Origin of the sequence: Caballeronia sp. RCC_10 (assembly GCF_041360715.1) — a bacterium.
GTDB lineage: Bacteria > Pseudomonadota > Gammaproteobacteria > Burkholderiales > Burkholderiaceae > Caballeronia > Caballeronia grimmiae.
This window is the reverse complement of sequence record NZ_JBFUPT010000002.1, coordinates 509,822-523,105: the sequence shown is the minus strand read 5'-3', so window position 1 is coordinate 523,105 and position 13,284 is coordinate 509,822. Positions and strand designations below refer to the sequence as shown.

At 63.1% G+C, this 13,284-nt stretch carries 14 protein-coding genes; 3 read left to right on the top strand and 11 right to left on the bottom strand.

From position 1 onward, the window contains the following. Position 1 precedes the first annotated feature (1 nt). The 3 genes from AB6804_RS06875 to AB6804_RS06865 are packed head-to-tail and all read right to left on the bottom strand — an operon-like array spanning position 2 to position 2,624. Complete coding sequence (locus AB6804_RS06875) at positions 2-799, bottom strand: GolD/DthD family dehydrogenase (RefSeq protein ID WP_370885813.1); 798 nt, start codon at positions 797-799, stop codon at positions 2-4. Between the two features lie 33 nt (positions 800-832). Next, on the bottom strand, positions 833-1,777 hold the full coding sequence (locus AB6804_RS06870; protein WP_370885812.1) for a transketolase family protein: 945 nt from the start codon (positions 1,775-1,777) through the stop codon (positions 833-835). After that, positions 1,770-2,624, bottom strand: a complete 855-nt coding sequence (locus tag AB6804_RS06865; protein WP_370885811.1) for a transketolase — start codon at positions 2,622-2,624, stop codon at positions 1,770-1,772. Before AB6804_RS06865 ends, AB6804_RS06870 begins: the two co-directional genes overlap by 8 nt. A gap of 176 nt (positions 2,625-2,800) precedes the next feature. Here AB6804_RS06865 and AB6804_RS06860 point away from each other — a divergent pair, with 176 nt between their 5' ends. After that, a complete protein-coding gene (locus AB6804_RS06860; protein WP_370885810.1) occupies positions 2,801-3,568 on the top strand; it encodes a DeoR/GlpR family DNA-binding transcription regulator in 768 nt (255 codons plus the stop codon). 175 nt (positions 3,569-3,743) lie between these two features. Here AB6804_RS06860 and AB6804_RS06855 read toward each other — a convergent pair whose 3' ends face one another. The 6 genes from AB6804_RS06855 to AB6804_RS06830 are packed head-to-tail and all read right to left on the bottom strand — an operon-like array spanning position 3,744 to position 10,215. Continuing rightward, positions 3,744-4,757 (bottom strand): ABC transporter substrate-binding protein, encoded by a 1,014-nt coding sequence (locus AB6804_RS06855; RefSeq protein ID WP_370885947.1) that lies wholly within the window; start codon positions 4,755-4,757, stop codon positions 3,744-3,746. A gap of 29 nt (positions 4,758-4,786) precedes the next feature. Continuing rightward, positions 4,787-5,695, bottom strand: coding sequence for an SMP-30/gluconolactonase/LRE family protein (locus AB6804_RS06850; RefSeq protein WP_370885809.1), 909 nt, complete (start codon positions 5,693-5,695; stop codon positions 4,787-4,789). A 49-nt stretch (positions 5,696-5,744) separates the two neighbouring features. Beyond that, a complete protein-coding gene (locus AB6804_RS06845; RefSeq protein ID WP_370885808.1) occupies positions 5,745-6,716 on the bottom strand; it encodes an ABC transporter permease in 972 nt (323 codons plus the stop codon). Continuing rightward, a complete protein-coding gene (locus AB6804_RS06840; RefSeq protein ID WP_035962554.1) occupies positions 6,713-7,648 on the bottom strand; it encodes an ABC transporter permease in 936 nt (311 codons plus the stop codon). Before AB6804_RS06840 ends, AB6804_RS06845 begins: the two co-directional genes overlap by 4 nt. Next, positions 7,645-9,129, bottom strand: a complete 1,485-nt coding sequence (locus tag AB6804_RS06835) for a sugar ABC transporter ATP-binding protein (protein ID WP_370885807.1) — start codon at positions 9,127-9,129, stop codon at positions 7,645-7,647. Before AB6804_RS06835 ends, AB6804_RS06840 begins: the two co-directional genes overlap by 4 nt. 48 nt (positions 9,130-9,177) lie before the next feature. Further along, positions 9,178-10,215: an ABC transporter substrate-binding protein gene (locus tag AB6804_RS06830; RefSeq protein WP_370885806.1), complete on the bottom strand. Its 1,038-nt coding sequence runs from the start codon at positions 10,213-10,215 to the stop codon at positions 9,178-9,180. A 439-nt stretch (positions 10,216-10,654) separates the two neighbouring features. On the opposite strand from AB6804_RS06830, the gene AB6804_RS06825 reads away from it, so the two are divergent. Both AB6804_RS06825 and AB6804_RS06820 read left to right on the top strand, forming a co-directional pair. Further along, positions 10,655-11,425 (top strand): SDR family NAD(P)-dependent oxidoreductase, encoded by a 771-nt coding sequence (locus AB6804_RS06825; RefSeq protein WP_370885805.1) that lies wholly within the window; start codon positions 10,655-10,657, stop codon positions 11,423-11,425. 62 nt (positions 11,426-11,487) lie between these two features. Next, the gene (locus AB6804_RS06820; protein WP_370885804.1) at positions 11,488-12,636 is read left to right on the top strand and encodes a hypothetical protein; all 1,149 of its coding nucleotides are present in this window, start codon (positions 11,488-11,490) and stop codon (positions 12,634-12,636) included. 35 nt (positions 12,637-12,671) lie between these two features. Here the strand turns inward: AB6804_RS06820 and AB6804_RS06815 are convergent, their stop codons facing one another. Together AB6804_RS06815 and AB6804_RS06810 are read right to left on the bottom strand one after the other, a co-directional pair. Beyond that, positions 12,672-13,043 (bottom strand): hypothetical protein, encoded by a 372-nt coding sequence (locus AB6804_RS06815; protein WP_370885803.1) that lies wholly within the window; start codon positions 13,041-13,043, stop codon positions 12,672-12,674. Further along, positions 13,040-13,267 carry a hypothetical protein gene (locus AB6804_RS06810; protein WP_052005685.1) on the bottom strand — a complete coding sequence of 76 codons (228 nt, stop codon included), beginning with the start codon at positions 13,265-13,267 and terminating at the stop codon, positions 13,040-13,042. The genes AB6804_RS06815 and AB6804_RS06810 overlap by 4 nt, the downstream gene beginning before the upstream one ends. Positions 13,268-13,284 lie beyond the last annotated feature (17 nt).

Genomic DNA, 13,284 nt, shown 5'->3' with positions numbered 1-13,284 from the left:
ATCAGGCGATCGTGTAGCCGCCATCGATCATGATGTCGGCGCCGGTGATCATGTCCGCGCCGTTCGACAGCAGGAACAGAATCGCGGCGGCGATTTCATCGGTATAGGCGAAGCGGCCGACGGGAATCAGCTTCTTCATGTTCTCGCCCTTCTCGCCTTCCCATGCGGCCGCGCCCATCGGCGTGAGCACGACGGTCGGCGATACCGTGTTGACGGTGATGCCGCGCCCGGCCCATTCCTTCGCGAGCACTTTCGTCATGCCGATGAGGCCGGCCTTCGCGGAGGTATAGGCGCAATGCTGGTCGATCGCGACGGTCGCCGCCTGCGATGCGATGTTGACGATCTTGCCGCCATGCCCGCTTGCCAGCACGATGCGCGCGAAATGCTTGGAGCAGAGAAACGGCCCCGTGAGATTGACGCCGATCTGACGCTGCCATTCGTCGTAGCCGATCTCTTCAGCGGGCGTCAGCGTGATGCAGCCTGCCGCGTTCACGAGCAGATGCAGATCGCCGAAGTGCGCATGCGCGGCCTTGATGGCGCGCTCGACATCGGCTTCGTTGGCGACATCGCACGCAAAGGCTTGGGCGTTGTCCGCGCCCAGTTCGTCGATGGCGGCTTGCACGCGCGGCTCTTCGAAGCTCGGATAAAGAATTGCGACGCGAGCGCCCTTTGCGATCAACGCGGCGTTCGTCGCCATCGCGATGCCGCCGAGACCGCCGGTCACGACGGCAACCTTGCCGTCCAGACGGAAATCGAAATCGACGCCGTGGCGCAGCGACATGTCGTACTGAATGCCCATCTGTGTCTCCTGATTCGTTCTTTGGCGCGTGTTTCAGTTGGCGCGCTGCGCGCGGATCGCATCGGCGATGCCGGCTGCATCGATACCGTAATGGCGGCGGATGCCCTTACGCGTGCCGTACTTCGCGAACTCGCCCTCGGTGATGCCGAGCATCGTGAGCGGCCGATTGATCTGACGCCGGGCCATCAACACGGCCACCGTCGCGCCGACGCCGCCATGCAGCGAATGCTCTTCGACGGTGACGATCGCGTCGTGCCGTTCGATGATCGCGGCGAGCGCGTCCTGATCGAGCGGGCGCAGCGACGAGAGGTTCACGAGCGTCGGCGACATGCCGCTCTCTTTCTGCATCGTCTCGCACGCATCGAGCGCCTCGCCGACGACCGAGCCCATCGCGACGACCGCGACGCGCGAGCCTTCGATCAATACATCGGGACGGCCCGGCACGAAGCGATACGACGCGTCGTGCACGACCGGAAACTTCGCATTGTCGAGACGGATGTAGACGGGGCCATCGAACGAAGCGGCATAGTCGATCATCTGCACGACTTCGACTTCGTCGCACGGCGCAAAAATCTGCACGTTGCCGAAGCCGCTCATGATCGAGAGGTCGTCGATTGCATGATGCGTCGATGCAAGCGGCCCATACGCGACGCCCGCATTCAGGCCGAGCATCTTCACGTTGGTGCCGCTATAACAGACGTCGTTCTTGACCTGCTCGTTCGCGCGTCCGACGAGAAACGGCGCGGCATTCGCCGTGAACACGATATGTCCGCCGAGCGCGAGGCCCGCCGCCATGCCGACCATGTTCTGCTCCGCGATGCCGACGTTGATCACGCGCTCGGGATAGTCCTTCATGAACGGGCCGATCTTTGAGGTGGACGTGGAATCCGCCACCATCACGATGATGTCTTGCCCCGAGGCGGTCAGCCGGCCGAGTGCGCTTACCGCGCCGTCCCGCAAGTCAGCGTAGTCACGCATGGTCCAGCTCCTTCAGCGCCTGCTTGAGTTGATCTTCATCCGGGAACTTGTGATGCCAGGCCGGCACGTTCTCCATGAACGACACGCCGCGCCCCTTGATGGTGTGCGCGATCACGACCTTGGGCTTTCCGTTTGAGTAGTCGAGACTTTCCAATAGTTTCCAAATGGAGTCCGCCTGGTTTCCGTTCACGTCGTGAACTTCGAAACCGAAAGCGCGGAACTTCTCGTCGAGCGGATCGAGATCCATGATGTTGTGCGTGAAGTCTGCGAGTTGCAGGCGATTGCGGTCCACGATAACGACGAGGTTCGAGAGCTCGAAATGCGCCGCAGCCATCGCGGCTTCCCAGTTGGAACCCTCTTCGAGTTCGCCGTCGCCGGTCAGCACGAACACGCGCCCGGTCGGGCCTTCGTGTTGCGCGGCGTGACGCTGCTTGGCCATCGCGAGACCGGCGGCGATCGGCAGGCCGTGACCGAGGCCGCCGGTGTTCACCGTGACCCAGGTCGGCAGCTTTTGACGCACAGGATGGCCCGGTAGACGTGAATCGTCCTTCAGATAGGTGAGCAGTTCGTCGTCCTCCAGCCAGCCGAGTTCCGCGAAACAGGCATACAGGCCGCCGACGCCGTGACCCTTGCTCAGGATGAACTCGTCGTGCCAGCGCACGCTGCTGGCGGCGTCGGTCTCATAGCGGAGCACATGAAAATAGAGCGCCGCGAGGATGTCCGCCTCCGACATGTCGCCGCCTGTGTGACCGCTCTTGGCCGTGGCGTTCATCACGCAGATTTTCTTGCGGATCTCTTGCGCCCGGCGATGCAGCGCGTCGCCCGACTGCTTGAAGGGGTTTTCCATTCCCTGCTCCCAGACTTCCCGTTTGCTTGAGACAGAGTTTCTTTTACTTTCTTTCGAAAGTCAAAGGCAAATGAATCGAAAGAGGGAAAACCCCTAAAACGAACGCGGCGGCGTTTCTGATCAGGCAGAATACGGCTTGGGGCGGCGCGGTACAGCGCAAGCGCAGGAAGGGCGGAATGGATCAACGAACCAGAACAGAGAAGATTTTCGAACGTGTGCGTGCGGCCAAGCTCGTGAAGCTCTCGGAATTGTCGAGTGAGTTTGGCGTGTCGATGCCGACGATTCGAAAGGACATCGACGAACTGCAGCGGCTCGGGCGAGTCGAGCGCGTGCATGGCAACGTGCGGCTGCGAGCCGAGCGGCTAGAGCCGGCGAGGCGAAGCTATGAGACGCCGGTGTTGCCGACGAGCGAGGAGAAGGCGCTGATCGGGGCGAAGGCGGCGAGTCTGATCGAGAACGGGGATTCGATCATTCTGGACTGCGGCGCGACCGCGACCGAGCTTGCGAAAAACCTGCTGGATCGGCAGAACCTGCGTATCGTGACGAACGCGCTGAACATTGCGATTCTGCTCGGCGCGGAACCGACGAATCGCGTGATGCTGACCGGCGGCATCTTCAAGCCGGAGACGATTGCGGTGTCGGGCGAGAAGGCGTCGGCGTTCTTCGAAGGCATGTTCGTCGACAAGCTCTTTTTGGCGGCGGGCGGGGTGTCGATGGAATCGGGCATTTCGTATCCGGACTTTATCGACCTGCACGTGAAGCGCGCGATGATCGACGCGGCGAAGACCGTCTATTTGCTGGCGGATTCCAAGAAGTTCGGCAAGCGCGAGTTCGCGGCGTTCGGCGCGATGGATCGTATCGATTACCTCGTCACCGACGACGGGCTCGGCGAAGAGTTCGTGCGATGGCTCGATGGCAACGGGACGAAGATTCTGTATGCGTGAGGGGTTACTTGCTGTTTTTAATCGAAGCGGTGGATTGTTCCTGTCGGGAGGCGGTGCCGGTGTCACTTGCTGCCTACGCGTGGCTTGCAGTTTCGAAACTGGCTTAAAAAACTCGCCCCGGCGAGGGGCGAGCTAGCAGAACGGCGCGCAAAAAACTTCCCGACAGGGAAAGAGCCTACTTCTTCCCATCCACCACAGCCACGACCTCGTCTCGCGAGTACTCCTTGTTCGCGAGCGCGCCCGTCGGCGTCTTGGCCAGCACCGCATCCAGTTCCTCGGGCTTCACTTCGAGCACCGGCATCCGGATGTCATGCGGCACCTTCTTGCCCGCCAGCACCTGCTGCGTCACCCAGAACGCAAACGACGAAGCCCCCGGCGGAATCGTCACCGACATCGTTTCATAGCCGCTCTTGCGCTGTTCCGCCCACCACGCAAGCTCTTCCTGACGATTGCCGAGAATGATGATCGGCGTCGGCCGCCCCGCCGCCTTGATCGCCTGCGCCGCGCCGAACCCATCGCCGCCCTGCGTAACGACGCCGTCGATCTTCGGCAGCGTCGGCAAAATGCCCGCGACCTGTTTCTGCGCCACGGTCTGCGTCCAGTCGCCATGCACCGACCCGACGATCTTAAGCCCCGGATACTTCTTGATCTGATCGACGATACCTTGATGAATCTCGTCATCCACCGACACGCCCGCGAGCCCGCGAATCTCCAGCAGGTTGCCCTTGCCATTGAGACGCTTCGCCAGATAATCCACCTGCATTCGGCCCATGCCCTGGAAGTCCACGGCGATGCGATACGCGCACGGCTCGGTCGCGATGCCATCGAACGATACGACCGTCACGCCCGCACCGCACGCCTGCTTGATCACGCCATTGAGCGCTGTCGGCGAGACGGCGTCGACGGCGATCGCCTTGTAGCCCTGCAAAATGAGGTTCTGTATCTGCTGGACCTGCTCCGTCGCCTGGCTCTCCGCGGTCGTGAAGCTCGGCGCGGACGCCACGATCTTCTGCTTCACCGCGGCATCGGCGACATTGGACCAACTCTTGAGCATCTGCTGACGCCAGCTATTGCCCGCGTAGTTGTTCGACAACGCGATCTTCATCGACGACGTATCGCCGTTCGCCACCTGCGCCATCGCCGGCACGCTCGCCAGCGCGACGCATGCGGCCGCCATCATCTTAAGCATCTGCACTCTCTGTCTCCTTTTGTTATCGATCAGCGCGCCGCGCCGCGCACGCCTACATGAACCGCATACACCGATGAAGTCGCGGTGATGAACAGCCGGTTGCGCCGCAGCCCGCCAAACGTCAGGTTCGCGACGACTTCGGGAATGAGTATCTTGCCGAGCAGCGCGCCATCCGGCGCATAACAGTGCACGCCGTCTTCCGCGCTCGTCCACACGTTGCCTTGCTCGTCGCTGCGTAAGCCGTCGGGCACGCCGCTTCGCATCGCGATGAACACGCGGCCATTGCGCAACGCGCCATCCTTCTCGACATCGAATACACGAATGTGACGCGGCGCATCGTCATCGTGCGAGGCAGCGGAATCCGCGATATAGAGCTTCGATTCATCCGGCGAGAACGCGAGGCCGTTGGGCTTCACGAAGTCATCGCAGACGAGGCGCACTTGCGTTTCGCCGGGCGCGACGCGATACACGTTGCATCGGCCGATCTCGCTCTCCGCGCGATATCCCTCGTAATCGCTGATTATTCCGTAGTCCGGATCAGTAAACCAGATCGCACCTTGGGAATCGACGATCACATCGTTCGGCGAATTGAGCTTCTTGCCGTCGAAGTGCGATGCGATCACGGTCACGCTGCCGTCGTGCTCCGTGCGCGTCACGCGCCGCGCGCCGTGCTCGCAACTCACGAGACGTCCCTCGCGATCGCGCGTGTTGCCGTTGCTGAAATTCGATGGCGCGCGATACACGCCGACGCCCATCCCCGGCGCCCAGCGCAGCATGCGGTTGTTCGGAATGTCGCTCCAGATGAGCAAGTCCGTCGCCGGAAAATAAACGGGGCCTTCGGCCCACAGGCAATCGCCGGTCAGCTTCTCGAGGAATGCGTTGGGCTGAAGCAGCAGCCGAAAGCGCGGATCATGCACTTCGTAGTCTTGGGATTTCATGTCTCCTTGTCCTTCTTATGGGTTGATTCAACGGCTCTTTCACGCATCTTCAGCGCGCCGCCTTGCCGCCCGCCGCCACCGTCACCGCGATGATGAGCACGCCATAGACGATCGAACGCACGCCCGCATCCGCACCGACTGCATTGAGGACGGCGTTGGTCAGAAACAGGAACATTGATGCGCCCCACACGCCCGCAATCGTCGCCTTGCCGCCGGCAACCAGCGTGCCGCCGATCACGACCACGGCAATCGAAATCAGCATGTACTCGACGCCCATATCGAGCGACGCCCCGCCCGATGTCGCCGCGATCAGCAGCGCCGTCAGCGACGCGATCATCGAGGACATCACATAGGCGAGGCAGCGCGTGCGATGCACGTCCACGCCCGCGAGCCACGCGGCCCGCGCGTTCTGTCCGATCGCCGAAAGCCTGCGCCCATACACCGCGCGATGCAGCAGCACAGCCAGCGCAATCGACAACGCCAGCGCCACCAGCGCGATATACGGCACGTCGAGGAAGCGCCCGGTGGCGAACGCGCCGAGCCCGGGCGGCGGCGGCGGAAGCTGCCTGCCTTGCGTAATAGCGATCGACTGAATGATGAAGCTCGATGACAGCGTCGCGATGATCGGCGGAATGCGCAGCATGCGAATCAGCGCGTAATTCGCGAGCCCGATCGCGATGCCCACGCCGAGCGCCGCAGCCACGCCGAGCACGATGTTCCCGTTCACGCCGCCCATCACGTGCATGCCGACGACGCCGGCGAGCGCAATCGTCGAGGGCACCGACAAGTCGATGTTGCCCACGCCCGAGGTGATGACGAGCATCTGCCCGAGCCCGACCAGCACCATGAATACGCCGTATGTCAGCGCCGTTTGCGCGACATTGCTCGCGATTCCGAAGCCGAAAATCGCGACGATGGCGAACCACACGAGCACTGCGCCGACGAAGGACCACGCCCACGGCGCCTGAATGGCCTTGATGCGCGACCACGCGCTCCCGTTATTGTCTGCGATGGTGTTCATCGGCGCTCTCCGCGTTGCAGCAGCACGCGCAACGACAAAACCACGATCAGGATCGCACCCTGCATGCCGACCTGCCAGTCCGACGAAATATTTAGGAATGCGAGGAATGATGCCGCGAGCGTCAGCGTAATCGCGCCGAGCACCGCGCCGATCACGGAGACGCGCCCGCCCACGAATTCGCCGCCGCCGAGAATCACGGCCGCGATGGACAGCAACGTGTAACGCAAGGCGAGGTTGGCATCGGCGGATGTCGTGAGGCCCAGCAGCGACAGCCCCGACAACACGCCGAACACGCCCGCGACGCCATACAAGGTGGCCTTGCTGCGCACGAGCGACCAGCCGAAGCGGCGCATCGCGCGCGGATTGCCCCCCGCGCCGCGCACGCGCACGCCCGCCGAGGAGCGCATCAGCAGCAAATGACCGATGATCGCAATCAACACCGACCATACGATGGGCGCCGCGATGAACGGTGTCTGATAGTTCATCGCCGCGCCGAGCCATGTGGGGCTCGTGCCGCCCGGCGATGGCAACAGCACAATGGCAAGCCCGCTCCACACGAAGGAGAGCCCGAGCGTCACAACGATCGAAGGTATCTGGCGCAATTCGATCAGCGCGCCCACGGCCGCATAAGCCAGCACGCAGCCGGCGAGCGCGAGCGCGCCGAGCCACGGCGTCTTCACGAGCAGCGTCGCGCCGATGCATGCGACGAGACTCACGAACGGCCCGATGGAAAGATCGAGATCGTTGACGGTGATGATTGCAAGTTGCGCGAGCGTCGCGAGCACGATCGGCACGGCGAGATTCAACAGCAGGCTCGACCCAAAGTAGCTCATCACCGCGGGCTGCATGACGAGGATCGGTATCAGCACCGCGACGAGCGATATCGCGGGAAGCATCGCGCGCAAACGCGCTTGCGTAAAGGCGAGAGTCATGCGGCCTGCTCCTCGAAACTCGCCGCGAGCAACGCTTCTTCCGTGCATTCGTCGGCATGGAGCACGCGCGTGACGGCGGCCGAGCGGAACACGTAAGTGCGGTCGCAATGCGACAGTTCTTCGTTTTCGGTGGTGTACCAGATGAAGGTGCGGCCCTTCGCGGATTCATCGTGAACGAGCTGATAGATGTCCCGCTTCGTGCCGACGTCGACGCCGCGCGTGGGATCGTCCATCAGGATGAGGTCGGCATCGGATGCGAGCGCCCGCGCGAACAGAACCTTCTGCTGATTGCCGCCCGATAGCGACAGAATGCCCGCGCTCATCGCCGCGCCACGTATGCCGATCTTCAGGCGCCACGCTTCGACGACGGCCCGCGCCGCCGCGAGATCGACGAGACCGCGCCTGCGTGTCGCCCCGCCCGCGAGCCAGCGCACATCGAGATTCTGCGCGATGGACCATATCGGAAAGACGCCGTCGCGGCCGCGATCGCCCGCTACGAAAGCCACTTTCGCGCGGCCCGGCCCACGCCGCGACGCGGCTTCATAGATGGCAAGCAACGCTTCGGTTTGACCCTGGCCCGCGAGTCCCGCGAAGCCGACGACTTCGCCGCGCGCCGCTTCGATCGGCGTGTGACGCTTGACGCCCACGTTCCACTTGAAGTGCCGCTCGGTGCTGCGCGCGGCTTGCGATGGCGTCGCGCCCGGCGTCTTGTCCGCTTCGAGATGCTGCCCCATCGCCTGAATGATCGATGCGCGGCTCGACTGCGCACGCGGCAACACGCTGACGATGCCGCCATCGCGCATCACCATCACGCGGTCGGCTACGCGCTCGATCTCGCCCAGCATGTGCGTGATGAGCAGGCACGTGATGCCGCCCTGCGCCGCCTTGCTCACGAACGCGAGCAATTGCTCGGCGGTGTGGGCATCGAGCGATGAGGTCGGCTCGTCCAGAATCACGAGACGCACGGGGGTATCGGTGACGGTGAAGCCTCGCGCGATCTCCACCATCTGCTGCTGCGTGAGCGTGAGATCCGAGACGAGTTCGTTGCCCTTCAAGCCGTTGCCCGGAAAGATTTCTTCGAGCTTCTCGCGCATGAGCCGCGTAGCCGTGCGCCGCCATCCACGGCCATGCAATTGCGGATGGACGATGCACATGTTCTCCGCGACCGTCAGGTTCGCGCACAGCGACAACTCCTGAAACACGCAGCGCACGCCGGCTTCGCGTGCGGCGTTGGCGTCGTAATGCGGCGCGTCCCGGCCATCGACTTCGATGCGTCCCTGCGTCGGCGCATGCACGCCGGCCAGCACGGCCATCAGCGTCGATTTGCCCGCGCCGTTGTGCCCCGCGATGCCGACGCATTCGCCTCGCATGAACGCGAAGTCGATACCGTCGAGCGCGCGCACGCGCCCGAACGTCTTGCCGATGCCTTCGAAGCGAATGAGCGCGTCATCGCCGGCAATCGTGTCTCCTGCTCCGCCCATTCACATGCTCCATGCGTGGCGTTAGATTGAAATGCTCAGTTATTCTTACTATTTTTTCTTGTCGAGCAGCGCGACCGTCTGCGGCAGCGTATAGGTGACGTCGCTGATGCCGCCCGGCGGCGTCGCCGCGAGCTTGGCCGGCAACTCCTGCTGCGTTATCTCCAGCAACGGCACGTTGATGGTCACGTCCTTCGGGACCTTCTTGCCCGCGAGCACTTGCTGCGCGACCCAGAACGCGAACGTCACCGCGCCCGGCGGATTGGACAGCGAGCGCGACTGATAGCCGTTCTTCGTCTGCTCGTTCCACCAGTTGAGTTCGGGATACGTGCTGCCGATGATCATCGGCGGTGCCGGGCGATTCGCCGCCTTGAACGCCTGCGCAATGCCGAACGACATCTCGCCTTCGGTCGCGACGCCATCGACTTGCGGCAGCGTCGGCAGGATGCCCGCCACGGCTTTCTGCGCGACCGATTGCGTCCAGTCGCCATTCACCGATCCGACGAGCTTCATGCCGGGGTACTTCTTCATCGCTTCGAGCACGCCTTCATGCATGAGGTTATCGACGGAAATGCCCGCGACGCCCCGCACTTCGAGGATATTACCCTTGCCGTTCAGACGTTGCGCAAGATAGTCGACGCCCTGCGCCGCCCAGCCCTTGAAGTCGAAATTCACGCGATACGCGCAAGGCTCATCGACGATGCCATCGAAGGACACGACCACGACGCCCGCCGCGCACGCCTTCTTGATCGTGCCGTTGAGTGCGGTGGGCGACACCGCGTCGATAACGATGGCGTTATAGCCCTGCAAAATCAGGTTCTGCACCTGTTGCGCCTGCTCGGTGACCTGGTTTTCCGCGGTGGTGAAGGCGGGCGCGGCCGCGATCTTCTTGTCGGCAACGGCCTGTTGCGACACGCCGTTCCAGCTCTTCAGCATCGACTGACGCCACGCGTTGCCCGCGAAGCTGTTCGACAGCGCAATCTTCTTCTGCGACGTATCGCCGGTGGCGACCTGAGCATGCGCCACACCGGCGATCATGCACGACGCTGCGGCAAGGGCCATCGCCGCCTGTTTTGCTGAGCGGACCATCCGAGTCTCCTTATTATCGTGCTGCGTGTTTTTGTCGGTTCAATGCGTGCAGCGCGCGTGGCTAGGCGCGTGCCGTGTCAGTGCGAGCGATACGAAGTGCGCTGAAAGACTAACGAAATGGGCGAAGCGGTATGTGCGCGCTCGATGCGAACGCCGGAGCGGAAAGCCTGAAACGACATCGTCATGAGCATGCCTCTTTGGAGCGCATCAGCGAGGACGCCGATGCCTTGCTTTCAAACAGTTGCCTTCGGGACTGCCTTCAGTTGCATTGCGGTCAGGCCAATGAGAGTGGTCAGGCCAACGTACCGCCGAGGCAGTATAGCGATTGCCCTTGCGCGATGCAATTCGATTGTGACCGGTAACAGACCGGTACGTATGCCGCTTTTCGGTGGAACGAAACATGCAAACACACATGTTCTGACAAACACTGGACAAGCACATGGACACCTTACGTTTCACATCCAAAGTGGTCATCGTGACGGGCGCTGGCTCGGGGATCGGCGAGGGCGCGGCGCGCCGGTTCGCTGCGGAAGGCGCGAACGTCGTGCTGGCCGGGCGCACGCGAGAGAAACTCGAACGCGTCGCACGCGACCTCGATGCCGCGCGCACGCTGGTTCACGCTTGCGATGTCTCCCGCTATGAAGACGCGGAGCAATTGATCGAAGCGAGCGTCGCGTGCTTCGGGCGCATCGACGTGCTCGTGAACAACGCGGGCGTCGCGCCGACGGGACGCATCGATGAAGCGACGCTCGAAGACTGGCGCGCCATCATGTCGACCGATCTCGACGGCGTCTTTTATTGCAGCCGCGCGGCCATCCGTCATCTGATCGCGGCGAAGGGATCGATCGTCAATGTGTCGTCGGTGTCAGGGCTGGGCGGCGACTGGGGCATGAGTTTCTACAACGCGGCGAAGGGCGCGGTGACCAACTTCACGCGCGCGCTCGCGATGGATCACGGCCGCGACGGCGTGCGCGTGAACGCCGTCTGTCCGAGCCTGACCGCGAGCGACCTCACGAAAGACATGCTCGACGATGAGCCGCTCATGGCGAAGTTTCGCGAGCGCATTCCACTCGGCCGCGCCGCCCAGCCGGACGACATCGCCGCGGTCATTGCCTTTCTCGCCAGCGACGACGCGCGCTTCGTGACGGGCGTGAATCTGCCTGTCGACGGGGGCCTGAGCGCATCCAACGGCCAACCGCCGCAAGCATGAAACACGCGCCGCCGTGATTCGGTATGTCCATTGCTCGATTGTCCGGCAAGGAGGAATCGAGCATGGAGCTGGACTCGCCCGCATGGTTCGGCAAGGCGTTCTCGGAGCTGTGTAGAAAGCAGCGGTCTGCCGCGACCACCATCACGTTCGTACTGGGCGCGGGCTTCTCGAACTCATGGGACCCGCGCTATCCGACCGGCGCGGCGCTTTTCAATCTCGCCCATGACGACTGGACGGCGTGGTCGCCCATTCTTGCCGAGTTCCTCACGATGATCGGCTTTCCTGCGGAACGGACGACGCTGGACCGCGAGCTGTTTCTCGACATCGTGTATCAGGTGGGCATGCTGAGAAAGTATCCGCCGATACGCAACCGCTTCGTCGACGACTCCTGTCTCGATGCGATCGAACGCGAGCTGCGCTACATCGTGTATCGCAAGTTCAACGATACTGCGCCGCCGCCGAAGATGCTGGATGGCCGCTTCCGGCTCGATACCACCGGCTCGCCGGAAAAAGACGCGATCCTCTCGCTTTTCTCGGTGCTGATGCATCCGTCTTGCGCGAACGCGGCGCATGGGCCAGAGCGTGCGCTGCAAGTGAGCTTCGTCACGACCAACTATGACTTCGTGACCGAAGCACTCGTCGATAGCGCCAATCCGCAGGAGCGGCATGCTTCGCGCAGGCTTTACCGCGGCATTACGCCTGTTTCGTGGTGTGGAGAAGATGCGTTGATCGCGGGGCATTTGCGACCATCGGGCAATCTGTTGAAGGTCAATGGCGGCTTCGATCTGGTCATGACGCACGAAGGCTTGCAAATCGATTATCGCGAGCGCGATGACGAAGCCGTGCGCCGTCATCCGCCGCAAATCATGCTGCCGTCACGCGCGCAAGACTACGATCAGCCCTATTTTCAGGCACTTTTTCCGAAGGCGGTGCGCTTGCTGCAGGAATCGCGCGTCGTGGTGCTGGTGGGCTACGGGTTTCCCGAAGAAGATGCGCTGCTGCGGCTTCTGCTTCGGCAGTTCGCGGAAGCGCCCGCCGATGGCCGGCAACGCGTGCTGCATTACGTCGATCTCGCCGACGAGCGCACGCAACTGGTTCGCGCACGCCGCGCGTTTGCGCACCTGGGACACGATGGCGGTCTGGTCGTGAAGCCGTTCGAAGGCTCGTTCGGACAGTGGTGCAAGGACGTCCTGAAAAACCTGTCGATATGAACAACGCGCGCTTACGACACGCGCTATTGCAACGCTTACCAGCCCTGCGAGCCGCCCGCGTCGTGCTTCGTGGCGGGCGACGGCTTGCCGCTTTGCGCGGCTGGCACGCCGGTGCCGCCCGTATCGCGGCTCGTGCCGCTGCCCGCGCCGCCCGTCGATACGGTCCCGTCCGGTTGTCCGTTCGGCGCGCCGTGAATGCGCGGTCCGTCTGCGGACGATCCTGCCGCAGCTTGCCCGCTCGCACCCGAGGGCAGCCCCGCGCCCTGTCCGCCGGACCCGCCGCCCGGACAGCCCCCGCCGCCACAGCCGAGGCCGCCGCCCGCCGCGTGAACGCTGCCCGCGAGCGCCAGCAGCGCGCCGGATATCGCCAGTTTGATGACGTTCGCTTTCGTCGGCTTCCTGCTCAAAGCGCCAGCGCCTCGTGCTCGTCGATCCACGCGATCGCGCTTTCTTTCGCGAAGGCCATCGCTTCGTTCTCGTCGACGAAGGACAGGCGAAACTCCATGTCGTGCGATTCCATCGCGTCGCCGTCGTTAGCGGTCGGCAGATAGATGCGCGCATTGCCGACGATGCTTCCATCGTCGATGCTCGCCGATGTATGGATCGTGCATGACCGGTACTTGATTTCCATGACGTGCCTCCGCGCGG